Origin of the sequence: Aestuariibaculum marinum, assembly GCF_014596975.1 — a bacterium.
Lineage (GTDB): Bacteria > Bacteroidota > Bacteroidia > Flavobacteriales > Flavobacteriaceae > Aestuariibaculum > Aestuariibaculum marinum.
On record NZ_JACVXD010000001.1, the window covers coordinates 49,255 to 73,172 of the forward strand.

19 protein-coding genes and 1 tRNA gene are annotated in these 23,918 nt (G+C 35.4%); 8 read left to right on the forward strand and 12 right to left on the reverse strand.

Annotated elements, in window-relative coordinates:
* Nucleotides 1–31 precede the first annotated feature (31 nt).
* The 8 genes from ICJ85_RS00225 to ICJ85_RS00260 form a co-directional block, all read right to left on the reverse strand.
* Nucleotides 32–2,557, reverse strand: a complete 2,526-nt coding sequence (locus ICJ85_RS00225) for a PIG-L family deacetylase (RefSeq protein ID WP_188221759.1) — start codon at nucleotides 2,555–2,557, stop codon at nucleotides 32–34.
* Between the two features lie 89 nt (nucleotides 2,558–2,646).
* Nucleotides 2,647–3,714 carry a magnesium/cobalt transporter CorA gene (corA, locus tag ICJ85_RS00230; protein WP_188221760.1) on the reverse strand — a complete coding sequence of 356 codons (1,068 nt, stop codon included), beginning with the start codon at nucleotides 3,712–3,714 and terminating at the stop codon, nucleotides 2,647–2,649.
* 20 nt (nucleotides 3,715–3,734) lie between these two features.
* Nucleotides 3,735–4,274 (reverse strand): mechanosensitive ion channel domain-containing protein, encoded by a 540-nt coding sequence (locus ICJ85_RS00235; RefSeq protein WP_188221761.1) that lies wholly within the window; start codon nucleotides 4,272–4,274, stop codon nucleotides 3,735–3,737.
* A gap of 49 nt (nucleotides 4,275–4,323) precedes the next feature.
* On the reverse strand, nucleotides 4,324–4,917 hold the full coding sequence (locus ICJ85_RS00240; RefSeq protein ID WP_188221762.1) for a Maf-like protein: 594 nt from the start codon (nucleotides 4,915–4,917) through the stop codon (nucleotides 4,324–4,326).
* Nucleotides 4,917–5,831 carry a geranylgeranylglycerol-phosphate geranylgeranyltransferase gene (locus ICJ85_RS00245; protein WP_188221763.1) on the reverse strand — a complete coding sequence of 305 codons (915 nt, stop codon included), beginning with the start codon at nucleotides 5,829–5,831 and terminating at the stop codon, nucleotides 4,917–4,919. Before ICJ85_RS00245 ends, ICJ85_RS00240 begins: the two co-directional genes overlap by 1 nt.
* A 15-nt stretch (nucleotides 5,832–5,846) precedes the next feature.
* Nucleotides 5,847–6,164, reverse strand: a complete 318-nt coding sequence (locus tag ICJ85_RS00250) for a hypothetical protein (protein ID WP_188221764.1) — start codon at nucleotides 6,162–6,164, stop codon at nucleotides 5,847–5,849.
* Between the two features lie 20 nt (nucleotides 6,165–6,184).
* Nucleotides 6,185–6,694, reverse strand: a complete 510-nt coding sequence (locus tag ICJ85_RS00255; protein ID WP_188221765.1) for a KdsC family phosphatase — start codon at nucleotides 6,692–6,694, stop codon at nucleotides 6,185–6,187.
* A complete protein-coding gene (locus tag ICJ85_RS00260; RefSeq protein ID WP_188221766.1) occupies nucleotides 6,675–7,442 on the reverse strand; it encodes a Rossmann-like and DUF2520 domain-containing protein in 768 nt (255 codons plus the stop codon). Before ICJ85_RS00260 ends, ICJ85_RS00255 begins: the two co-directional genes overlap by 20 nt.
* 154 nt (nucleotides 7,443–7,596) lie before the next feature.
* Between ICJ85_RS00260 and ICJ85_RS00265 the strand changes: the two genes are divergently transcribed.
* The 5 genes from ICJ85_RS00265 (at nucleotide 7,597) to ICJ85_RS00285 (ending at nucleotide 12,497) form a co-directional block, all read left to right on the forward strand.
* The gene (locus tag ICJ85_RS00265) at nucleotides 7,597–7,989 is read left to right on the forward strand and encodes a group III truncated hemoglobin (RefSeq protein ID WP_188221767.1); all 393 of its coding nucleotides are present in this window, start codon (nucleotides 7,597–7,599) and stop codon (nucleotides 7,987–7,989) included.
* A 130-nt stretch (nucleotides 7,990–8,119) separates the two neighbouring features.
* The gene (ccsA, locus tag ICJ85_RS00270; protein WP_188221768.1) at nucleotides 8,120–11,299 is read left to right on the forward strand and encodes a cytochrome c biogenesis protein CcsA; all 3,180 of its coding nucleotides are present in this window, start codon (nucleotides 8,120–8,122) and stop codon (nucleotides 11,297–11,299) included.
* A gap of 104 nt (nucleotides 11,300–11,403) precedes the next feature.
* Nucleotides 11,404–11,850, forward strand: a complete 447-nt coding sequence (mscL, locus tag ICJ85_RS00275) for a large conductance mechanosensitive channel protein MscL (protein ID WP_188221769.1) — start codon at nucleotides 11,404–11,406, stop codon at nucleotides 11,848–11,850.
* Nucleotides 11,851–11,852: 2 nt separating this feature from the next.
* Nucleotides 11,853–12,014, forward strand: coding sequence for a hypothetical protein (locus ICJ85_RS00280; protein WP_188221770.1), 162 nt, complete (start codon nucleotides 11,853–11,855; stop codon nucleotides 12,012–12,014).
* A gap of 60 nt (nucleotides 12,015–12,074) precedes the next feature.
* Complete coding sequence (locus ICJ85_RS00285) at nucleotides 12,075–12,497, forward strand: DM13 domain-containing protein (protein ID WP_188221771.1); 423 nt, start codon at nucleotides 12,075–12,077, stop codon at nucleotides 12,495–12,497.
* Here ICJ85_RS00285 and ICJ85_RS00290 read toward each other — a convergent pair.
* Nucleotides 12,489–13,145 (reverse strand): HAD family hydrolase, encoded by a 657-nt coding sequence (locus ICJ85_RS00290; RefSeq protein WP_188221772.1) that lies wholly within the window; start codon nucleotides 13,143–13,145, stop codon nucleotides 12,489–12,491. The two genes, ICJ85_RS00285 and ICJ85_RS00290, sit on opposite strands and share 9 nt — an antisense overlap.
* A gap of 175 nt (nucleotides 13,146–13,320) precedes the next feature.
* Here ICJ85_RS00290 and ICJ85_RS00295 point away from each other — a divergent pair, with 175 nt between their 5' ends.
* On the forward strand, nucleotides 13,321–14,595 hold the full coding sequence (locus ICJ85_RS00295) for a RuBisCO large subunit C-terminal-like domain-containing protein (RefSeq protein WP_188221773.1): 1,275 nt from the start codon (nucleotides 13,321–13,323) through the stop codon (nucleotides 14,593–14,595).
* 68 nt (nucleotides 14,596–14,663) lie between these two features.
* Here ICJ85_RS00295 and pckA read toward each other — a convergent pair whose 3' ends face one another.
* Entirely contained in the window at nucleotides 14,664–16,295 is a 1,632-nt protein-coding gene (gene pckA / locus ICJ85_RS00300) for a phosphoenolpyruvate carboxykinase (ATP) (RefSeq protein ID WP_188221774.1), read from the reverse strand.
* A gap of 25 nt (nucleotides 16,296–16,320) precedes the next feature.
* Nucleotides 16,321–18,162 (reverse strand): SLC13 family permease, encoded by a 1,842-nt coding sequence (locus ICJ85_RS00305; RefSeq protein ID WP_241739459.1) that lies wholly within the window; start codon nucleotides 18,160–18,162, stop codon nucleotides 16,321–16,323.
* A gap of 354 nt (nucleotides 18,163–18,516) precedes the next feature.
* Here ICJ85_RS00305 and bshB1 point away from each other — a divergent pair, with 354 nt between their 5' ends.
* Both bshB1 and ICJ85_RS00315 read left to right on the forward strand, forming a co-directional pair.
* Nucleotides 18,517–19,236 (forward strand): bacillithiol biosynthesis deacetylase BshB1, encoded by a 720-nt coding sequence (gene bshB1 / locus ICJ85_RS00310; protein ID WP_188221776.1) that lies wholly within the window; start codon nucleotides 18,517–18,519, stop codon nucleotides 19,234–19,236.
* Between the two features lie 153 nt (nucleotides 19,237–19,389).
* Nucleotides 19,390–19,465, forward strand: a tRNA-His gene (locus ICJ85_RS00315).
* 125 nt (nucleotides 19,466–19,590) lie between these two features.
* Here the strand turns inward: ICJ85_RS00315 and ICJ85_RS00320 are convergent.
* Nucleotides 19,591–23,625, reverse strand: coding sequence for a glycoside hydrolase family 2 TIM barrel-domain containing protein (locus ICJ85_RS00320; protein WP_188221777.1), 4,035 nt, complete (start codon nucleotides 23,623–23,625; stop codon nucleotides 19,591–19,593).
* Nucleotides 23,626–23,918: the final 293 nt, after the last annotated feature.

Here is a 23,918-nt window from a genome sequence, read left to right on the forward strand (position 1 = left end):
TTGGGTTTGGGTTGGTCATTGGTTTCCATAATTAGTCGTTTAGTTTTTGATTGGGTTGTAAATGGTCTTTACCTATGGAAAGCATATTGGCGAATAAGCGATACGCTCCTGAAACGCCTTCAGGGAATTCTCTAAAAAAGCTTAATCCTGTATAAATATAATAGCCTTTTCCATATTTAGCGACCAATAAACTTCCTTCTTTGGCCGCTTCATCTTTATCGTGCATAGATAGGATAGGAGTAAAGGCTTGATCCCATTTGTTTGGGAAATACAAACCACGTTCCTGGGTCCAGCCCTCAAAATCCTTTTGTGTTATTTTATTTGGTGTATTTAATAACGGATGTTCAGGGTGTAAAATCTCGACTTTGGCATTTTCGTCTGTAACCCGATCTCGAGAAAGCGCTAGATTATAAGGAGCTAAATGGTCGGTTTTTAATCCACGATTGGTGTTGTATTGTACAATCATATTACCACCAGCTTTTACAAAATCGAATAGTATTTGTTGTTTAAATTTTAGTTCGTCTATCGTATTATAAGCTCTTATGCCAATTACTACAGCATCAAAACGCTTTAAGGTTTCACCTGTTATATTTTCCGGATTTATGATACGGACATTATAACCAATTTGTTCTAGACTTTCAGGAACAACATCACCCGCACCTGCTATATATGCGATGTTTTCACCATGTTTTTTAATATCTAATCGAACCACTTTACTTTCACTTGGAAGTAGAACAGTTTGGTAAGGAATATGTTCGTAATTGATTTCAATAAGTTCTTTAGTGTACGTTTTATCTCCAATATGAATAATCGGGCTAATGTAACCTTCATCCTGATGTTTAGGAGGAATAATGGTGAATGTTAGAATCTGTTCTTCACCTTTGTTAGCGATGTTTACCTCTTGTTTTTCAGGAAAAACACTCCAGTTTTCAGGATGGCAAATTTCGGCAGTACCTTTTAAGTTGTCATGTCCGGCTTTTACAATTAGTGAAATAGTATGTTCGTTACCATTATCGAAAATAATAACCTTTTCAGTGATTTTAGCCGAGGCTTCCGGGATGATTTCAAACGGACGGTATAATTCGCCTTTATCAGGTTTTGAGTAGCGATAAATAACCGGTTTGCTAAATGTGATAGGTGTATTGTTAATTTTTAAATTGAAGTTTATTACTGCACTTCGTGGTGTTTCTGGCTTTCCAATTAGGCTTTTGTCTTCAACGGTGTACATACCTAAAGACCCTTTCTTTTTTAACCAGTATGGTGTGGTGTAGTTTGTATCTTCTGAAATGGTATATTCGGTTTCAAATTTTTCTGAATCGTTGTTTTGTAAAGCAACATCTTTTTGAATGGTTTTGCCATCGGCTTGAGTAATGCTTTCTAAAACAATTGTCTGATTGCTTCGGTTTAAGGCTTCAATGTTAATTTTAACAGATGTATTTGGTGTGCTTGCCGGTGTTTCAGCGGAAGCTTCTAAATACAGTCCAGCACACATTTCAATGATAGCTTTTAACTCTTTAGTTTTTTGAGTTTTCCAGTGTTCGTTTTTTACGTTTTGTAATAAATTATAGGCTTTTAAAAGGTCAGGGATATGAACTGAAGGATTATTGAAATTGAAATTCTTCTCCACATTATATAAGATATTTCCAATAGCTTTACCGCCGGCAATACGACTCCATGAGGTATCAATTCCTGAGAAAATATTAGTTTTATCTGATACAGGTTCCCCTTTTAAAAATTCAACATATTCTTTTTGAGTGCCTCGCTGGTGTAATCGACCAAACCCTTGACACAGATGCTGACTGCTAGCAATTGAAGCAATTTCGTTGTTCGACAAGCCTTTTAGTGGATAATAAACACCAATATCGAAACTTAGCATTTTACTTTTATCGGCTTTGTTAAATTCCGCTTGACTCCCATAGAACCACCAGTTTGTATTAAAAAACAGCCGTTTTGGTTGCCACGCTTCTGTTGTTCGTAGTTGTTCAGGATACGCTGATGTATCGTTTGCCAGATCGAATGCTTTAAAACTTAACATGGCAGAACTCGTGTGATGGCCGTGGGTTGTACCTGGTGTTCTGTGATCGAACCTATTGATAATAATATCTGGTTGAAATTCGCGAATGGCTAGTACAACATCGCTTAAAACTTCGTTTTCGTCCCAGATGTCTAAGGTTTCATCAGGGTGTTTTGAATACCCAAAATCGTTTGCTCTGGAAAATAGTTGTTCACCTCCATCTACGCGACGAGCGGCTAATAATTCCTGTGTTCTAATAACACCTAATAGTTCTCTAATCTCAGGTCCAATAAGATTTTGTCCGCCATCACCACGTGTAAGTGATAAGTAAGCAGTTCTTGCTTTTACATGATTGGACATGTAGGAAATAAGTCTGGTGTTTTCATCGTCAGGATGCGCAGCGATGTATAATACCGAGCCTAAAAAGTTTAGCTTTTGAATGGATTCAAAAATTTCAGCTGAAGCCGGCACTTTTGGTTTTTGTGCCTGAGAAAATGAAAAGGTTAAGAATAAAACAAATGAGAATAGGGTAGTTTTTCGCATGATTGAGTTGTTAGCTAAATCCAAATATACCAAAGTTAATGTCGCCAACCTGTGGGTTTAAAATTTCTTTAACGTTAAAAATGCTTTGATTACAGCCATTTTCTGCGTTTAAAATAAATAAGCATCCCTATAAAAAGTACAATCATTACACCCCATAAAATGAAGTAAGAGTACTTGTAATGCAGCTCTGGGATGTATTCGAAATTCATGCCGTAAATACCGGCAATAAAGGTTAAAGGAATAAATATTGAAGCCATTATGGTAAGCACTTTCATGACTTCATTCATTTTATTGCTTATGGTAGTCATATACATATCCATTAAACTCCAGATCATTTCGCGGTAGATATCTATATTTTCAGTTACCTGAATCAAATGGTCGTATATATCGCGATAATAGGTTTTAGTACGTTGTTGAATAAGTTCGCTTTCGTGTTTTTCAATGCGATTAATAACCTCGCGAAGTGGGAAAATAGAGCGTCTTACTTTTAATACTTCCTTTTTTAATTCCTGAATAACTTTAGTGGCCGATTCTTCAATACTTCCTTCAAAGATATCTGTTTCTAAATCTTCAATTTTGTCACCTAAGGTTTCAATAACACTAAAATATTCATCAACAATAGCATCCATAAGAATGTAAAGTAAATAATCAGATTGCATGGTGCGTACGCGTCCTTTTCCAAGGCGAATACGTTCTCGTACAGAACCAAAAACATCACCTTCAGATTCCTGAAATGATAACACATAATTAGGGCCTAGAATGAAACTGACCTGTTCGTAGTTAACTTTTTCTTCAGCATCCAAATACAGCATTTTTAGTACGACAAACAGGTAATCTTCGTACTCATCTATTTTAGGACGCTGAGAAATGCTTACCAAATCTTCAATCACCAAGGGGTGTAAACTGAAATGTGTGCCTAACCTCTCAATAGCGTCGACATGGTTTAAGCCATTTATATTTATCCATGATACACAATCCGTTAGTTTAAAGTCGAATGCCTCTTCGATACTGTGTAGTTCTTTTTCTATACACTGGTCTTTGTTATAATCGAAGACTTCAATAAACAGATTTTTATCAGACTTGTCGCCTGTGTAAATAACGCTTCCCGGAGCTAGTCCGGATTTTTTATTGTGTTTTTTTGTTCTTTTCTTAGCCATGATATAAATATATAGAATATTTATACAGCTTCGGCATCACTGGCAATAGCATCTTTTTTTATTAAAGTAACCGGTTTTTGAAGCATTAAATTGTTTGGGTAAGTCACTAAATCGCCATTATCTAACCTAAGGTGAAGTTGAAAAGCGGTAATATCTTCAATAATACCTTCCATAGGAAAATCGCTATCGTGAATTTTAATTTTGTCTCCTACTTTATGTGGAAAGTTGAAAAACATAATGACTCCAGAGGTAATGTTGCTTAAAATAGACCAAACGGCCACAAAACCAATACCAATTACAGCAAATACAGATGAGAAAATAACTGCCAAATCCTTAAAGTCGGTACCAAATATATAAGCTAATGCTAAAAAACCGATAAAGAATAAGGAAACATGAATATAGCGTCTAATCAATCGTATTCGGGCATCGTTGAATCCGCTTTTTTTTGCAATTTTAGTTACTGCAAAGTTTAACGTATAATGAATAACAAGTAGGATGGTTACAATAATAACCGAAAAAATAAGTTCTGTTTTGTTGTCTTGTAAAAAATCTAATACCATAATATTAATTTTTAAGATTAAACATGAGTTCTACTTTTAAAGCAAGCGCTTAAAAAGTTTCAGCAATACTGTTTAACGTCTTATAAACTAAGTGTGTTGGTAGGCCCATAACATTAAAGTAAGAGCCTTTTATTTCGGTAACACCAATTTGACCAATCCATTCCTGAATGCCGTAAGCTCCGGCTTTGTCAAAAGGTTTACAGGTTTGTATGTAATACCATATTTCATCGTCGGTTAAAGCTTTAAATGTTACATGGGTAATACTATGCAATGTTTTTTCAAAATCGGGTGTTGTAAAACAAACCGATGTAATCACCTGATGTGTTTTATTACTTAACGATTTTAGCATGTTGTAAGCTTCAGTATCATCTTGCGGTTTTCCTAAAGCTTCATTATTATGCCAAACAATGGTGTCGCTTGTAATTAGAATGTCTTGCGCGTTTAGCTCTTCTTTATAAGGCAAGGCTTTTAATTGCGCCAAATAATTACTGATTTCAAAATGGGTGAGGCGAGAAGGGTAGTCTTCTTTTACCGGTTTTAATCTAATTTCGAAATCTAAGCCTAGATTTTTAAAAAAATCTTGTCGTCTTGGTGAACCTGAGGCTAATATAATATGGTGGTTTTTAAGTGTTTCGTTCAGCATTATTTAATTAACATATACTTGTATAAAAGTAATGAAAGCATTCCGAAAAGCATAATTATTTTAAAAAGGTTACTGATGTGTCTAAAATCTTTTTTGCTGTTTGCCATAAAGATTTTAATTGAAGTATATAGCATCGGACCAATTATTAGAGTAATAAAGTAGAGGCTAACAAAGGTGTTTTTGTATAAACTGTCGAGTATGTAAAAAAAGAATACTATTGTAGAGGTGATGGTTAATCCAAATAGAATATAGGTAGTGGTTTGCTGTCCCATAACGATTGGAAGCGTATGCATACCTGTTTTTTGATCACCTTCTAAATCTTCTATGTCTTTAGCGATTTCTCGAAGAAGATTAATGACGAAAGCAAAAAGGGCATAATTGAATAGAATTTTAAAAAAGAACAACTGTGTCGATTGGTTGGTGGCTGTAATGGCGGGTAAAATATCGAATAAGCCAACTATTAAAATACTACAGGCAACGAGAACAGAAACTATTATATTTCCAATTAAAAATAATTGTTTGAGATAAGTGGCATAGATATATAGTAATACTGAAATGATGACGAAAATGGCAAAAAATCCGCTTTTACCAATACTAAACGACAGGTAGTATCCTAAGCCAACTCCAATAACATTAAAAGCAATGAATAGATTATAAGCTGTTTGTTCTGAAATGCTTTTATTTACAATAAGCTTGTCTGGTTTGTTTATAAAATCGGTGTTGATATCACAAATGTCATTAATAACATTTCCGGCGGCGGCAATACAAATTGTTGCCAGTATTAAAAGTAGAAATCCTAAACCATCCAAACTTGTGGAAACATTAAAGGGTTCTAAAAGCGCAAATTTAATAAGTAATTGCACTAAGGCAATCATGAGTAGATTTTTCCAGCGAATCAGGTTTAAGTACTTCAAAAAAAACAGATTGGGTTAAATGTTAGACATTAAACTATCAATTAGGGTTTTAATAAAATAAAGTATTAAGGTGAAAAGAATAATGAAAATAGCCAAAACCTTTTTATTCTGTTGTTTGGCTTCGTTTCTAATTTTTTCTTTTATGAGTTCTTTTTCAGCTTTTGTAAGCCTGTGATGAAGATAGTTGAGTTGATGATGGTCTAGTGAGGTACTGTGAAGTTTGTCTTTTAACGTAGAAAACGGCATTGCCGATTTTTGATTAAATACATTTTGGCTGTTTCCAAAACCTATGTAACCAAAATTATTGGCAATCCGTCTACTAATTCTTTTCAAAGTCTAAATGTTTAAAGAAACTAAAATACCCATTTTCCTTGAACTTTAAGCACTTGCTCTATAACATCACGCACGGCGCCTTCACCACCTTTTTTATGTGAGATGTATTTTGAAACACTTTTTATTTCAGGTACTGCATCTTGAGGACAAGCCGGTAAACCAACAAGTTGCATTACAGCGTGATCGGGAATATCATCACCCATATAAAGTACGTTTTCAGGTTTAATGTTATTTTCCTGAGTGTAGGTTTTAAATTGCTCGGCTTTATTACTAGCTCCAAGATATACGGGATTTACTCCTAAACCTTCTAATCGTACTTTAACACCTTCGTTTTGTCCTGCCGAAATAATAGCCACATTAAAACCTGCGTTAACAGCAAATTTAAGCGCAAAGCCATCGCGAACACTCATGGTACGTAATAATTCTCCTGAGGTTGTTACGTTTAATGAACCATCGGTTAAGACTCCATCAACGTCAAAAATGAAGGTGGTAATATGTTGTAAATACTCTTTATAGCTTTTTTCTTCCATGGGTATGTTGTATCGATTTTGTTAGCAAATCATAAATATCTTTATGATGCGGATTGGTTAAAAGTTTTGTGTGTTTATCAAGCGTTTTTTTGTCATCGCGTTTCGCAGGCCCGGTTTGCGCCATATATGGCGATAAATCCTGAACTTTTTTAGCAGTTTCTAAAATTAACGGTTTTAATAAGTCGAATTCTGCGCCTTCACTTTCGGTAATTTCATGAGCTACTCTGTAGAGCTGATTTGTAAAATTATTAACGAAAACGGCAGCTAAGTGCAATACTTTACGCTGATCTGAATTAACTTTTTTAGTTGGGCTTCCTATAGCGATAGCCATATCTTTTAGAAGATGGTAATCTTCACTTGTAATGGCTTCAATACAAATTGGTACATTAGCAAAATCTAATTTGGCCGATTTGCTAAAGCTTTGCAAGGGATAAAACACCCCTTTGTGATGTTTTTTATCGATATCGCTAATTTTAACGGTACCAGAAGTATGAACCACCAAGCGGTTTTCAAAAGGTAGTTTTTTTGTTAGGCCTTTTACGGCATCATCGCTAACCGAAACAATATAGACATCAGCCTCAGCTAATTGGGATAGATTGTCGGTTATATCAACTTCGTTTTTAAAAGAGCTGATAGCCTCAATATTACGGTTGTACCATTGTAAAACGTTAACGTTTTCTGTGGTTTTAAAGGCTTTGTATAGGTGTGTGGCAACATTGCCAGCGCCAAGAATTACTACTGAAATCATGATTGCAAAAATAGAGAATATTACCCGATATAAAAACCGAATCGGTTATCTTTGTTTACTCGATAATCGAGATTAAAATAATATGAAGGTTATTTCGAAATTAAACTTTTATTTCTTGAAAAGATCTTGTGAGATAGCTTAAAGGTGGTTTACCATGACAAAAAAAGATATTACTACTCGGGAAGATGTTCATTTACTGGTATCTTCGTTTTACGACAAGGTTAGGCAGGATGATGTTTTAGGGCCGTTTTTTAATAAAGTGATTTCCGATTGGGATGCGCACATTGAAAAGTTAACCACTTTTTGGGAGTCAAGTTTGTTTTTAAAAACGAAGTATTTAGGTAATCCTTTAGAGGTACATGTAAAAGTAGATCAAGAAAATGACCAGGGTGTTACTAACGAACATTTTGGGTTGTGGTTAAACCTATGGTTTCAAACTATAGATGAATTATTTCAAGGCGATTATGCCGAAAATGCGAAACGACGCGCTCGGAAAATGGGAACATTTTTATACATGGAAATTTTTAAAGCCCGTCAACCAAAGTGATTTTCCAATGTATATCATATATTTTAGACTTTTTAAACATTAGGATTTGATTAACAATTCTTTCTAATTTTAACAATTCTAAGTTAATTGAAATACTTAAATTTGCACGACCTCAAAAAAGGGTTCGACTATGCAAAATAAACTCTCCAAAATTCTTTTTTCAACACGCTTAACATCTATTTTATTTATTGCTTTTGCTGCAGCTATGGCGATTGGTACATTTTTAGATGCAGGACAGGAAACATCGCCAACGGCATATACCAGAAATTTAATTTATAATACCTGGTGGTTCGAAGGTATTATGGTGCTTTTTGTTATCAATTTCTTTGGTAATATTTTTAGATACCGCTTACATAAAAAAGAAAAGTGGGCCACGTTGTTATTGCATTTAGCGTTCATCTTTATTATTGTTGGAGCAGGTATTACGCGCTACATTAGTTTCGAAGGGATGATGGCTATTCGTGAAGGAGCTACCGAAAACACATTCTTGTCGAGAGAAACCTATATTACTACATATATTGATGGTGATTACGAAATTGATGGTGTGGCACAGCGTTTACCTCTGGAAAATAAAGTAGATTTTTCAAGTCGATTAGACAACGATTTTAAAATTGAAACCAGATACGACCAGCAGCCGGTAACTATAGAGTTAGAGAAGTTTGTAAAAGGCGCTGAAGAAGATATTGTACCCACCGAAGATGGTGAAGAATATTTAAAAATTGTTGAAGCCGGAGGAGGTGCACCACATAACCACTTTTTAAAGGTTGGTGAAATACAAAGTATTCACAGTATATTATTTGCATTAAATAAACCTACACCTGGAGCTATTAACATCACGTATAAAGATGGAAAATTAAATATAGAGTCACCGTTTGAAGGGGAATATATGGTAATGTCTACCATGGCACAGGGTAAATTGGTTAAGGATAGTCTTCAGCCATTAATGTTGCGTTCGCGTTATGTTATTGGTGATATGCAAATGGTTTTCCCTAAGCCTGTAGTGAAAGGAGAATTCGATATTGTTCAGAAATCACAAATGCTGAAAAACGATTCAGATGGCGTAGTTTTAAAAGTAACGACAGGGGGAGAAACTAAGCGCGTTGGATTGTTAGGAGGTATGGGGATGAATAATCCTTTTAAACAAATAAAAGTTGGTGGATTAGACTTTGCTTTTAAATATGGTTCTAAAGTTCTTGAATTACCATTTTCAATAAAATTGAATGATTTTGAAGCTGAACGTTATCCTGGAACGGAAAAGGGGTATTCGGCATTTTCTAGTAAAGTGACAGTTATTGATGAGCAGGAAGGTAATTTCGATTATAAAATTTTCATGAATAATATTTTAGATCATCGCGGCTATCGTTTCTTCCAGTCAAGTTTCGACCCAGATGAGAAGGGTACCATACTTTCTGTAAATCATGATTATTGGGGAACACTACTTACTTACATTGGCTACTTCCTGTTATATGCCGGGTTATTGGCAATATTATTTGTAAAAGGTTCTCGTTTTGGAGAGTTGAAAGTTATGCTAGAAAAAGTGAAAGCTAAAAAAGCGAAAATGCTTAGTGTTTTACTTTTGTTTTTAGGAATGACGTCTTTTGCACAAACACATTCTAATCATAGTGGTCATAGTAAACCTTCTAAACATCAGATAGATTCAATATTAACAGCAAACATGGCTCCTAAAGATGTTGCTGAAGAATTTGGACATTTAGTGATTCAGGATGTCGGAGGGCGTATGATGCCCGTAAACACTTATGCTTCCGAAATGTTACGTAAATTGAGTAAGAATGATACGTATGAAGGTTTTGATGCGAATCAGGTGTTTTTATCCATTCAGGAAAGCCCGACATTGTGGTATAATGTACCAGTTATTTATTTACGCCCTATGGAAACCGATTCATTACGAAGTATTATCGGTGTAAGTAAAGAAGGGAAACATTTTGCATTAGTAGATTTTTTAAATGACGATGGAACGTATAAGTTAGATTCTTATTTAGATGAGGCTTACAGTGCAACTGTACCAAATGGTTACCAGAAAAAAATAAAAGAAACAGATGAGCGCGTTCGTTTGTTATTCAACACAATTGAAGGGGCTTCATTAAAAATATTCCCGATACCAGACGATCCAAATAATAAATGGGTTTCAGCTTATGATTATAAGTTCGGAAATTATAAAATTCAGGATTCGCTATATTCTAATTTTGTTAGAAATGGTTTCAGAGCCTATTTGTTTACATTAAATCAGGCCAAGCAGTCAGGTGATTTTTCAGAAGTATCCAAATTATTAGAGGCGTTTAAGAAAACGCAGCATCAGTATGGTGGTTCGGTTATGTTGAGCGATAAAAAGATAAAAACCGAAATATTATACAACAAATACGATATTTTTAAAAAGCTATTCAGCTGGTATATGTATGCCGGAACGTTACTTTTTGTGTTATTAATTGTTCAGATTTTTAAAGAAAAAAGTAAAGCCTTAAACGTATCGGTAACGGTTTTCAAAATAATAATTCTTGGTCTTTTTGTCTTGCATACAGCAGGATTAATAGCGCGTTGGTATATATCGGGGCACGCACCTTGGAGTGATGCTTACGAATCTATGATTTATGTTGCTTGGGCAACAGCATTTTTTGGTTTAGCCTTTGGAAGAAAAAGTGATTTAACTATTGCAGCGACTGCTTTTGTAACGTCAATGATTTTAATGGTGGCACACTGGAACTGGATGGACCCGGCTATTGCCAACCTTCAGCCGGTATTAAATAGTTACTGGTTAATGATTCACGTGGCGGTTATCGTGGCGAGTTACGGTCCGTTTACCTTAGGAATGATTTTAGGTGTGGTTTCGTTACTATTAATGATTTTCACTAACGAAAAGAATAAAAAGAAACTGGATTTAAATATTCAGGAGCTTACTATAATTAACGAAATGGCTTTAACTGTTGGTTTAACCATGCTTACTATTGGAAACTTTTTAGGAGGTATGTGGGCTAACGAAAGTTGGGGACGCTATTGGGGCTGGGACCCTAAAGAAACCTGGGCGTTAATTAGTATTATGGTATATGCCTTTGTTATTCACATGCGTTTAGTGCCGGGATTACGTGGTCGTTGGTTTTATAACTTAATGTCTATCATAGCGTTTGCTAGTATTATGATGACCTATTTTGGAGTGAATTTCTACTTGGCAGGACTTCATAGTTACGCTAGTGGAGATCAGATTGTAAGTTTAAAATTCATAGGAATAGCTTGTGCGATTGTGGCAATTTTAGGCTTCTTCGCTTACAGAGGTTACAGTAAATATTACAAGAAATAGAGGTTGTTAAGACCAAATGATAAATTATAAATCTTGCTAACGTTATTTTATGTTAGCAAGATTTTTTAGTTTTAAAGGGAGCGTAATATTTAAAATGTGAACTTATGAAGAAGTTATTTGTAGAATTTAAAGAGTTTGCTGTAAAAGGCAATATGATGGATATGGCTGTCGGAATTATTATCGGGGCAGCTTTTAATAAAATCATCGATGTTTTGGTAAAACAGGTGTTTATACCACCATTATCGCTTTTAACCAATGGTGTTAATTTTCACGATAAGCGCATCATTTTAAAAGAAGCCGTACTAGATGCTTCAGGAAAAGTGATTACAGATGAAGTTGCTATTGGTTATGGTATTTTGGGAGAAACAATGATTGATTTTTTAATTGTTTCATTTACTATATTCATGGTAGTGAAATTTATGAATCGCTTGCGAAACAAATCACAAGATGTACAAGATGAAACTGTAGCAACACCAAAAGATATCGAACTATTAACTAAGCTCACAAAGTTAATGGAAGAGCAAAACAATTTAATGAAAACCAATAAATAAGTATGGCAAAGACAGGTCGTGACAAAAACACGAAAAATAAAGCGAAACATTCCAGATTGGTTGATCAAAAAAAGAACAAAAAACGAAAAGAAGCCGATTTGCGAAAAGAGCGTTTAACCGCCTTGAAACAAAAAATTAAAGAAAGTAAAGAAAACGAAAAGTAGGGGGATGTAAAGTTTTAGTTTAGAAATCGACCAATCGAATAACTAATTAAACCATAGCTTATGAGAACTGTATATTTATTTGTTTTTTCTTTAATGATATTTAATCTGTCTTGTTCTAATTCCGTTGATTCTGAAATATCTTTAGAAGAAAATATGGAAATGGAAGAAATGAATTCTGGAGAGGTCGCTTATTCAGGAGATTTTGTTTCAAGCGCGCATCCAACTACAGGAAAAGTGTCTATTGACAAGGCTCTCGAAATATTAACTTTTACTAATTTTAAAACCGACGACGGTCCTAATTTGGAAGTGTATCTAGCTACAGATACCTCTGCATCAAGCTATGTTTCATTAGGTTCTTTAAAAGGGACTGAAGGGAACTTTGAGTATAATTTACCAAGCGATATTGATTATGAGGTGTATACTCATGTTATCGTATGGTGTGTCCCATTTTCCGTAAATTTTGGTTATGCTGTGTTAAACTAATCCTTTAACACGTTCATAAGGGATTTCACTAAAACATTTTACGACTAAATCAGCTTTACTGTAATCCTGGTTTTTAGAATGTTTGCTGTCGTAACCTGTACAGAAAATACCAGCGCCTTTTGCAGCTTCAATGCCGTTGGTAGAATCTTCTATTACCATACATTCATGAGCTTGATACCCTGATGCTTCAGTGGATTTAATAAAAATTTCAGGATGTGGTTTTGAGGCTTTTAAATCGGCACCACTAATCTTAGCTTTAAAATATGGGTTTAAATCAAAGCGTTTAAAAATGCGTTCTATGTTTGGCATGGATGCCGAAGACCCTAAAACTAAAGTTAGTCCATTATTATGATAATCTTTAATTAGGTCTAAAACACCATCGATTAAATCGAAGTCTTTATCGTTATCGAAAATATATTCGTAATGTTTTCTTTTAATACTCACCAAAGTTTCTGGTGTCTCATTCAGGTTAAAAGTGTCGCATACTTGTTTACATACATTTAGAGTAGATTGCCCTGTAAATGATTCATACAGTTCAGGAGAAACTTCCACGTTTACATCTTCAAACATTTTATGGTAGGCCTTGTAGTGTAAGGGTTCACTATCAATAATAACACCATCCATATCGAAAATTACGGCCTTTAACATCTTCTTTTTTGCGCTAATATAAAAATATAGTGTGATTGTTGCTTAAAAATCCGTATCTTTTATAGAATTCGCTAACGACCGATTTTGCAACAGGTTACAGCAGGATAGTATTAAGAAAATTTTATGCCAATTTTACCTACAACCTAATTAAATTAATTGATAGCTAATTATTTAAATGGAAAGAATTTATGCAACTTACCTTATAGAAACACCCTATGAGGTAGAACAAGCAGTCGCAGTTTTAGCCGGCGAACAATCGAGAGAAACCTTATTATTTGTTTCAAAAGAAACAGAAGAACTGAAAAAGTATTTTGCTGCAAGAGTAGAGGATATTGAATTGTTAGAAGAAGTGTCTATGCCAAGTATGCCAGGTAATTTTGTTTCTGGTACGACATTTAAGCGAGCTAAAGTCATAGTATCTTGGCCTGTTGGGAATTTTGGATATAATATTCCTGCATTAATGACTACCCTAATGGGAAGTTTGTATGAATCAAAGCAATTCACGGGACTTAAACTTCATGATTTTGAAGTGCCGAATTCTTATAGAGAGCATTTTAGAGGCCCGAAATTTGGTATGCGAGGAACAAAAGCATTGGCCGGTGTAGGGCCAAAGCACCCCATGATAGGTGCAGCAATAAAACCTAGTTTGGGAATAACTCCAGAGCATACAGCTCATTTTGTGAAGCAATTAGCAGAGGCGGGAATTGATTTTATAAAAGATGACGAACTTTTAACCTCGTCATCAAACTCTCCATTTGCTGAACGCGTGGAAAAAGTAATGCATGTTATTAACGCTCATGCCAATAAAACGGGAAAAAAAATTATGTATGCGTTTAATATAACGGGAGACTCAAGAACCATGCAGTCTAATTATGAAACGGTTGTTAATGCTGGTGGAAATTGTGCAATGGTGAGTGTAAATAGTGTAGGATGGACGGCTGCAAAGCAAGTGTGTAATTGGGGAGGTCTTTCTATTCATGCGCATAGAAATGGTTGGGGTATGTTTAATAGGCACCCATTTTTAGGAATAAACTTTCCTGCTTATGATAAAATATCCCGACTGGCTGGAGTCGATCAAATGTACGTTAATGGAATAGATAATGCGTTTTGGGAATCTAACGACTCTTCAGTGGAATCAATAAAATCATGTCTAAAACCTTTTTTAAATAGTGAAGCGGTTTTACCCGTAGTTTCTTCAGGACAGTGGGGTGGACAAGCATTTGAAACCTATAAACGTGTAAAATCAACTGATCTATTGTATATGGCTGGTGATGCTATTTTGGGACATCCTTCGGGAATAGAAGCAGGGGTACTCTCTATTCAACAGGCTTGGAGTGCGGCAATTAACGGTATGTCTCTCGAAGAAACCGCTAATGATTACAAGGAATTTAGAGAATCGGTTTTAAAATTTGGTAGTAAGGAGTTATTGAATAAAGAAAGTGTTAATTAAAATCACATAAAAAGCTGTACAGGAAAGCACTAGAATAAGTTACCTGTACAGCATAATCAAAACAACTATTAAATATGTTCTTCTAAATGGTGGTGTTCGTCAATTAACGGACCACCTTCCATAATTTGTTGTGAAGCCTGATTAGTAAATTTTTCAAAATTTAAGTGGAATGAGTGTGCTAATTGAATAGCTTTTCCAATGTAAGCTCCTTTTTGTAACCAGGTATTCATAGGGTCTAAAATTTCAGATGGTACACCAGGACAGTATTTAGGCATAAACAATCCGAAGATTGGGTTTTGTTCATAATCCACCTCATCTAAATCGCCATTAAGAATAGCTGTAATCATAGATCTGGTATACTTCAATTTAATACGAGATCCTACGCCATAAGGTCCTGCGCTCCAGCCTGTATTAATTAACCATACGTTAACTCCTGCTTCCTGCATTTTTTTGCTTAACATTTCACCATATATTGTTGGGTGTAATGGCATAAATGGTTCACCAAAACACGCTGAAAACGATGGAACAGGTTCTGTAATTCCAGCTTCTGTACCTGCTACTTTTGCGGTGTAACCTGAAATGAAATGATAGGCCGCCTGTCCGGGTGTTAATTTAGATACTGGTGGTAATACACCAAAAGCATCACAGGTTAAGAAAAAGATGTTTTTGGGGTTGTTAGCGTAAAGTGTCTCTTGTATATTATCGATGTGGTAAATGGGGTAGCTTACACGTGTGTTTTGTGTTATCGTACTATCTAAGTAATCCACTTCGCCATTATCTTTAAAAACTACATTTTCAAGCATAGCGCCAGGTCTTACAGCTCTAAAGATATCAGGCTCTTTTTCTTCGCTTAAATCGATAACTTTTGCATAGCATCCGCCTTCAAAGTTAAAAATAACATTGTCTTCTGTCCAACCATGTTCATCATCTCCTATAAGTTTTCTTTCAGGATCGGCAGAGAGCGTTGTTTTTCCTGTTCCGGATAATCCAAAGAAAATAGCAGTATCTCCTTTTTTTCCAACGTTTGCAGAGCAGTGCATTGGTAATACATTTCGTTCTACAGGTAAAATTAAATTAAGAGCTGAAAAAATGCCTTTTTTCATTTCTCCTGTATAAGCAGAACCACCAATCAGTGCTATTCTTTGACTAAAGTTAATGATTGAAAAATTACCTTGACGAATGCCATAAGCTTCAGGGTTTGGAGAAACATAACCCGGAGCACACAAGATTAACCAGTCCTCTTCAAAGTTTTGTAGTTCTTTTTCACTTGGTCGCAAGAACATATTATACACGAATAAGTTAGACCAAGGGAGTTCGGTAATAGCGCGAATTTTTGTTTTAAACTCAGGTTCGGCACAAGCAAATGCATCTCTGGCATAAAGTTCTTTCCCTGAAAGATATTGGTTTACTTCATGTTTTAGTTTGTTAAAGTTTTCGGTAGAAATAGGTTTGTTAGTTTTGCCCCACCATACTTTTTTTTCGGTGTAGCTGTCTTTTACAATAAAACGATCTTGAGGAGAACGTCCGGTAAATTTTCCAGTATTAATGGCAAGAGTACCATTAGCAGTTTCTTTTCCCATGTTGTTTTCAACGGTGATTTGTTGAAGTTTTTCGGGAGATAGGTTCCAATGTACAGTGACATTTTTTAAGCCATACTGCTCCAAGCTAGCATGTGCTTCCATAGTCGCTAAATCTTCCATTTTAATTGATTTAAATGTTTTCCTATTATAGTGGCCATATTATTGGCACGAGTAATAATGTTAGTATAAAAAGCAAAACTAAAAGGGGCGCACCTACTTTAAAGTAATCCATGAACTTATATCCTCCGGCGGTCATAACCATAGCGTTTGTTGTTGTTCCTATTGGTGTTAAGAATGCTGTTGATGCACTAATGGCTATTACTATCATAAATGGGTGTGGATCTAAATTTAACGAACTCGCTGCAAGCATTGCAATAGGCGCCATTAAAACGGCTGTTGCTGAGTTATTGATAACCTGACTAAATGTTGTGGTCAATAAAAAGATACCTCCTAAAAGTACAATAGGGTGTATGCCTCCTAAATGCTCTACTAATCCATTGGCAATTAGTTGTGCTGTTCCTGTTTTTTGTAAAGCGATACCCATAGGAATCATGGCGGCAATCATTACCACACTAGTCCAGCTAATACCTTTATAAGCTTTAGAGATAGGTACACAACCTGTTAGTAATACGATACCTGCGCAAATTAAAGCCGCAATAGATCCAGGAACTATTTTAAATACCATTAATAGAATCATAAGTATTAAAGTTCCTAAAGCGATATAAGATTTGAAGTTTAAACTTTCAACATTTTTGGCCATTCCTTCAGGACTACCAATAATAACTAAATGCTCGTGTTGTTTTTTTAAATCTTCAATAGCCTGCCAGGTTCCTCTTAATAAAAAGGCATCTCCTGCTTTTACAGTAATGTCTTTGTCTTTTAAAGGTTTGTTGTTTCTTGATGCAGCCAATAGCTGAATACCAAATCTTTTAAAGTAATCACCTAATTTGTATTTTCGGCCAACAAGCATAGAATTAGGGTTTACAATTACCTCGGTCATACCGACCTCCTGATTAATTAAGTTATGTTTTAACTCGTCTGTTATTGGTTCAAGTGGTAAAAGTCCAAGTCTAAACGTAATCATTAATTTGTTGATGGCTTCTGTACTTCCTTTAACCGTAATAATATCGTGATAGTATAGTTCAGTCTGTGGATTTGGAAATTCAATAAAATTATTAATTCCTTTCAGTACATTTGGGTGTCTACGTTTTATGCGAATAATATTTACATTATAATCTTTTTCGAAATGCCAGTCCTCCATTTTGGTGTTGATAAGCGGAGATACCGAACGTATACGTAATCTATAGTAGTCATCATCTACTTTGTAGGCTTCAATCCAGTTATGGAAAGTAGATTCAATGTCTACAGGTTTATTGTTTGTTTTATTACTTGGTAATAGTTTGTAACCTACATATCTAAAATAAACTAAGGTTATAATTAGTAACGGCAACCCGATTAATCCAAATTCAAAGAATGAAAAGCCTTCGTATCCCGATTCAATTAAAGCATTACTGGTAATAATATTAGGCGGTGTACCTGTTAAGGTTAGTAATCCTCCGGTATTTGATCCGAATGCCACGGGCATAAGCATTTTAGATGGTAACGTTCCAATACTCCAAGCAGAAGAAATACTTAAAGGAGTTAGTGTAGCTACTGTTCCTGTATTACTCACAAACCCCGAAAGCACTCCGGCACCTAGTGTGATTATAACTAATAACTTAGGTACACTTTTACCAGCCCATTCAACAAACTTTTTACCTGCCATTGCCGTCCATCCGGTTTGGGCAATCCCTTCACCTATAATAAAGAGGGCAGCAATCATAATAACGGTGGGGTTACTAAAACCACTGAGTGTTTCAGTAGCATCTAAAATACCTGTTAAAAATAAACTTAGCATTGAAATTAGGGCAACAATATCTGGGGTAAATTTTCCCCAGATAAAGAGACCAATTGTTATTACTAAAATGAAGAGCATTAAATAGACCATATCTAATTTTGTTTGTTAATTTTACAATGACCAGTGTCTTGAACGGAAGGCTTAGTCTGGTTTGGTTCTTAATTCTTTGTTAAAATTACTATACAACGCCCCTATTAATTATGACTAAAGTCATACTTTTTAATAATGGGTGCTTTTTCAATTATTGTTGATTTTAACTATTAAAATATATTAAAAATGTAAGCGAAAACGTATTCGTAGTTGGCTTTTTTTCGGATTTTAAATGATTTGGTAAATAATAGAAGGTTTAATTTAGATTTTTTTAAAAAAATATTGAAGATAAGTCATAAATAAGTGATTAATTAGTAATGTAAAGCGGAGTAATTTTAATATAAATTATTACATATGAAATTAGATATACTTGCTATTGGAGCACATCCTGATGATGTAGAATTAGGTTGTGGCGCAACATTAGCAAAAGAAGTAGCGAACGGAAAAAAAGTAGGGATTATCGATTTAACTCGCGGAGAATTGGGTACGCGAGGAACGGCAGAAACGCGTGATGAAGAAGCTAAAGATGCCGCAGATATATTAAACGTATCTGTTCGAGAAAATATGAGATTTGCCGATGGTTTTTTTGTAAATGATAAAACCCATCAGTTGGCCTTAATAGCTAAGATAAGAAAATATCAACCAGAGATAGTTATTTGTAATGCTATAGATGATAGGCATATCGATCATGGAAAAGGCAGCAAATTAGCTAGTGATGCTTGTTTTTTAAGTGGTTTACTTAAAATAGAAACAGTAAATGAAACAGGTGAATCTCAAAGGCCATGGCGACCAAAACATGTATATCATTTTATTCAGTGGAAAAATATTGAACCAGATTTGGCGGTAGACGTTACTGGTTTTATTGATGTTAAGATGAAATCGGTAATGGCTTATAAAACGCAATTTTTTGATGCAGATAGTAAAGAGCCTGAAACACCAATCTCAAGTAAAAACTTTACCGACAGTGTTATTTACAGAGCCAGAGATTTGGGGCGATTAATAGGGGTAGAGTATGCCGAAGGCTTTACTGTAGAGCGCTACGTTGGGGTTGATAGTTTGTTTGATTTGATTTAGTGAAAAAATATTTTTTATTAAGTTAAAGCAAATGAATTAGTTAGTTTTTAATATGAGCTTTTTTGAAAAAATACTTGAAAAATTTCATCAAAAACTTTTGCAGTAACGCTTAAAACGTTTACATTTGCACTCGCATTACGAAATGCATTACACGGTGGTTGTAGCTCAGTTGGTTAGAGCGCCTGATTGTGGTTCAGGAGGTCGTCGGTTCGAGACCGATCTTCCACCCAAAAAGACAAAGCCTTTCAATTTAATTGAAAGGCTTTTTTTGTGGTTTAAATTCAGGTAATGGAAATAAAAAAGGGAGCAACCATAAAGGAAGCTCCCATAAAAATTTATTGGTTGAAGAAGACTTTAATCTGCAAGTACTCTAAATTCGGAACCACTTGCAAAATCCTGTCCGTTTTGTGAACTTTTAGCTGTAAACCTTATAAAACGCGCATTTATAGGTTTTTCCAGTATTATGCGTTTTTCATTTTTATCTGCCGAAAAACGACCAGAGCTTATTTCCTCACCCCAGTTTTTTCCATCGTGGCTAACATGGATGGTATAATCTTTTATATTACCATTATTACCTCCATCTTGACGAGGCATATATGAGAACCCTTTAATGGTTTTAACTTCTCCACAATCAAAATCTAACCAGTGCGGAAACTGTGCAACAGTTACAGAGTACATTGTGTGCCACATTGTAGAAGAGTCTCCGTCAACAAGGTTTTTTGCGGCATTATTACTTCCAGGTTCTTCACTACTTGCGAATACTACTGTTGTTTCGATGGTTTCAATTTTATTAAAGGTCATCGTAATCTCAGAATCTTTGTTCCCTTTAAACCATGCTCTAATGGTTCCGCCATTTCTTAGAGGTATAGCCTCATTATAGTTTTGAGTAGTCTCACCATTTAAAGAATAACATATTTGAGCATTCTTTCTGGCGGAAGAAATGAAGACGGTACCATTATTTGAACGTGTCATGGCAAGAGGCACTTCTCCAGAAGGTAATACATTCGCAATCTCATCTAAATGGCTACCAGCGGGGCGTATGATAAATCCAAAATCGTTTTGATTAGCATATGCTCGATCATATTTTAAAGGTCCACCTTGTCCGCAACTTGCACCTCCAAGACCAGAAACATTTACGTCAAGATGAAGCGTTGTGTCTCCGGGTTTAGGTAATTCGTATATGTGAGCAGAGGTTGCCATGTCTTGGGCTGTATAGGGAAGTGCACTTACAGCCATGGTTTCATTGGCAATAAACACGGCTCCAGTTTTACTTGGAGAATTATTCTGGGTTAAGGCGCACCATCTTGTTTCTTCATGGTTACCCATATCCTGTGGCTTCGGAAAGTTTACGAATGCATCCTTTATTGTAGTTGTATATTTCTCGATGTTCTGTGATGTTTTACGATCATTATAGTTACCTATAGGGCCACGTCCATAATATGTAAAATTCTCATATGTTTTCGGGATAGTCATGGAATACCCAAGGCGAGGTAGCACGAAATTCGAATCATTAGAGGTAATACTGGATTGCAATTCTACCGAACCATCTTGATAGACTGTCCATATTTGGTTTGTTACAAAACGGAAGTCATTCTCTCCGAATTTACGGTTCGGAAGTTCTTCAATTGTTAAAACATTGCCACTTGTACCACCATGCTGACGTGCTGCATTTGGTGCTTGAGAAACCACTGTAAAGGATAGGGTAGCCGTACCGTCGCTATTGGTTCGAATGTTAGAATTAATTGCTTCATGTTTTAAATTATGAAGTCCTTTTTCGTACCAGCTCTGGTAACCCCAGGTGTCATTATTTACAAAAGCACGAAAGGCATCAAGTTTAGGACCGTTACCATCAGCGATTATTGTTTGATTATTGTAAATAAGTCCGTAAAGCGATCCGTCATTGAGGTTGAATTTAGCAGTAAAGTTTTTTCCTTTTGCAATTTTAATTTTATTTTCAGCATCAATAATTTCAACTTTATCGGAGTCTTTTGATTGAGTCACTTGAGCTATGGAAGGCGCTTCTGTTTTCTCCTTTAGTAAGAATTGTTCTTCAGCCTGAACGTAATCGCTTTTTGCCCAAGGTTCATCATCTTTGAGTGTAAACTGAAGTTTTACAAAATATTCAGAATTCGGTTTCAGAGCTGAATATTTGTATGGAATGGATATTTGGGCTTTCGTTCTAGCTTGAATAGCGGAAAGTCTCGTTTCTCCTTCTTTAATTTTAGAACCGTTTTCCCAGATAGACCATTTTAATTTGTAATCTGAAAGTGATTTAAAGTAATATTTATTAAATATTTCGAAAGCTCCTTCTTTTATATTTAAAGCTTTAACGCCAATATTCTGATATACTTTTTTAACTTCATAATACTGTGGTTTTGGATCTCGTTCAGCAAATAGAATACCATTCATAACAAATTGTCCGCTATTAGGTTTGTCTCCAAAGTCCCCTCCATATGCCAAATAACGCGAGCCATCCGCTTTATAATTATAAATGGCTTGATCTATCCAATCCCAAATGGCTCCACCACAAAAGAAATTTGTAGATTCAATGGCATTCCAATAATCAATTAAGTTACCGCAGGCATTACCCATAGAGTGTGCATATTCTGAAATATGAAAGGGATATTTAATGTTCATATTCCCAGTAACCGCGCTTTTCATCCAACCGATAGAAGGGTATTGATTTGATCCCATATCTACAATGTTGTTGTTTCGCTCATATTGAACCGGACGCGATGCATCAATTTCTTTTAAGGCATTATAGGCGTGTACAAAGTTTTCTCCAGGACCTGCTTCGTTACCAAGAGACCAGATAACAATAGAGGGGTGGTTTTTGTTTTGATGTGTCATTTCAACTACGCGACCCACATGCGCATTTTTCCACTCCGGCGGATGTGAAAGGGAAGCTTCTCCATAATAATACTGATGCGATTCTATATTGGCTTCATCTTCTAAATAGATGCCGTATTTGTCACATAGGTAGTACCAGTAAGGATCGGGAGGGTAGTGTGAGTTACGAACGTGATTAATATTACCGCGTTTCATCAACATTACTTCATCCATCATTTGCTCCCGGGTTAGTGTATGTCCTGTTTCAGGGTTAGTTTCATGACGGTTTACCCCTTTAAGTTTTACTGTTTTGCCATTTACATAGTAGTACCGACCAGCCAAACCAAACTCGTCTTCTTCAGCAGCTGTATCTTTTATAGCTACCTCGCGAAAACCAGTGTAGGTAGAAACTGTTTCAATAACGTTGCCCTTTTTATCTTTTAATTCGGCTACAAGCGTATATCGATAAGGTAATTCGGCAGACCATTGTTTTGGAGAAGGAACATGCATAATAGCTGTAGAGGCTGTTTGTTCTTTACTATGTATTACAGGAATGGATACACTTGTAATAATACCTTCAACAAGACTATTATCATCAGAATATAGTTTATTAGCGAATAGTGAGTAGTTCACTCTGTAACCTTTAGCTGATTTTTTACTTAAGTTCCGAATATCTGTAGAAATTTTTAATAGGCCATTTTTATAATTGTTATGGAGTTCAGGAATTACAAAAATATCTCTAATCTGCACTTTTGGTGTTGCGTATAATTGAACTGTACGGAAAATTCCGGGAAGACGAAACATATCCTGAGCCTCCAGAAAAGAACCGTCTGAGTTACGATATACTTCTGCAGCAATAACATTAAGGCCTTTTTTTACATATTTACTAATGTTAAAAGCAGCTGCATTACGTGAGTTTTTAGAAAAGCCAACATATTCGCCATTTATCCATAAATAAAAAAAGGAATCGACACCATCAAATTGAATAAAGATTTCACGACCATCCCAGTTTTCTGGGATTTCGAAGTCACGACGATAAGATCCGACTTCATTTCTAGCATCATAAGTAACCCAATCTTTAGAAGGTTCACGCATAACGCCGCCTTTCCAGTCACCGACAGTTACACTATGTTTAAAAATAACAGGTTGGTTACAGTATATTGGTGTACCAAATTTTTGTTTACCATCTTTATTTAGACCATAAATATTCCAATTAGCAGGAACAGTAATGTCATTCCAGTCATCAACATTAAATTCAGGTTTAAAAAAGTCGACAGGACGTAAATCGGGGTGTTTCACCCAGTTAAATTTCCATTTACCATTTAATGATTTCCAATATTTAGAATGTTCTGGCAATACTTTGCGTGCATCAGTAATGTTTTCAAAAGAGAAAAATGTGGCGCGAGGTTGTTCTTTGTTATGAGCAAGTAGAGAAGGTGATTCCCATTCTTTCCCCGTTGGAGCTTCCTTGTCTCCATATGTAAACCCTTTAAGTTGTGCGGAAGCTACATAACAATGCGCAACCAGATATACCATTATTCCGATAACAGTTTTTTTCATAAATTTTATTGGTGTGTATTTAAAAGGTTTGTGTTAGAAAATATTTTAATTGTGTTCGATTAAATAGAGTGTTATTGTTTTTGAGCAGCAATATAATAATAAAATGTGTTCGAGCACACTTTTGCTTCGGTTATTTGAGCTTTACAATGGATAATTAGGAAAGGAGTGAGGAATTTTGTTACTATAACACAGAGTAGTCAAAATGTTGGTAAAATGAAAAAGCCCGTAAACATTACTGTTACGAGCTTTTGTTGCGGAGAAAGAGGGATTCGAACCCCCGGAGGTGTGACCCT

Bases quoted from the DNA above. Each gene is read 5' to 3' on its own strand.
- ICJ85_RS00295 (WP_188221773.1), top strand. From the start codon at position 13,321: ATGGAAAGAATTTATGCAACTTACCTTATAGAAACACCCTATGAGGTA.
- corA (WP_188221760.1), bottom strand. From the start codon at position 3,714: ATGGCTAAGAAAAGAACAAAAAAACACAATAAAAAATCCGGACTAGCT.
- ICJ85_RS00235 (WP_188221761.1), bottom strand. From the start codon at position 4,274: ATGGTATTAGATTTTTTACAAGACAACAAAACAGAACTTATTTTTTCG.
- ICJ85_RS00320 (WP_188221777.1), bottom strand. From the start codon at position 23,625: ATGAAAAAAACTGTTATCGGAATAATGGTATATCTGGTTGCGCATTGT.
- bshB1 (WP_188221776.1), top strand. From the start codon at position 18,517: ATGAAATTAGATATACTTGCTATTGGAGCACATCCTGATGATGTAGAA.
- ICJ85_RS00280 (WP_188221770.1), top strand. From the start codon at position 11,853: ATGGCAAAGACAGGTCGTGACAAAAACACGAAAAATAAAGCGAAACAT.
- ICJ85_RS00265 (WP_188221767.1), top strand. From the start codon at position 7,597: ATGACAAAAAAAGATATTACTACTCGGGAAGATGTTCATTTACTGGTA.
- ICJ85_RS00225 (WP_188221759.1), bottom strand. From the start codon at position 2,557: ATGCGAAAAACTACCCTATTCTCATTTGTTTTATTCTTAACCTTTTCA.
- ICJ85_RS00285 (WP_188221771.1), top strand. From the start codon at position 12,075: ATGAGAACTGTATATTTATTTGTTTTTTCTTTAATGATATTTAATCTG.
- mscL (WP_188221769.1), top strand. From the start codon at position 11,404: ATGAAGAAGTTATTTGTAGAATTTAAAGAGTTTGCTGTAAAAGGCAAT.
- ICJ85_RS00260 (WP_188221766.1), bottom strand. From the start codon at position 7,442: ATGATTTCAGTAGTAATTCTTGGCGCTGGCAATGTTGCCACACACCTA.
- ICJ85_RS00305 (WP_241739459.1), bottom strand. From the start codon at position 18,162: ATGGTCTATTTAATGCTCTTCATTTTAGTAATAACAATTGGTCTCTTT.
- ICJ85_RS00240 (WP_188221762.1), bottom strand. From the start codon at position 4,917: ATGCTGAACGAAACACTTAAAAACCACCATATTATATTAGCCTCAGGT.
- ICJ85_RS00290 (WP_188221772.1), bottom strand. From the start codon at position 13,145: ATGTTAAAGGCCGTAATTTTCGATATGGATGGTGTTATTATTGATAGT.
- ccsA (WP_188221768.1), top strand. From the start codon at position 8,120: ATGCAAAATAAACTCTCCAAAATTCTTTTTTCAACACGCTTAACATCT.
- ICJ85_RS00255 (WP_188221765.1), bottom strand. From the start codon at position 6,694: ATGGAAGAAAAAAGCTATAAAGAGTATTTACAACATATTACCACCTTC.
- pckA (WP_188221774.1), bottom strand. From the start codon at position 16,295: ATGGAAGATTTAGCGACTATGGAAGCACATGCTAGCTTGGAGCAGTAT.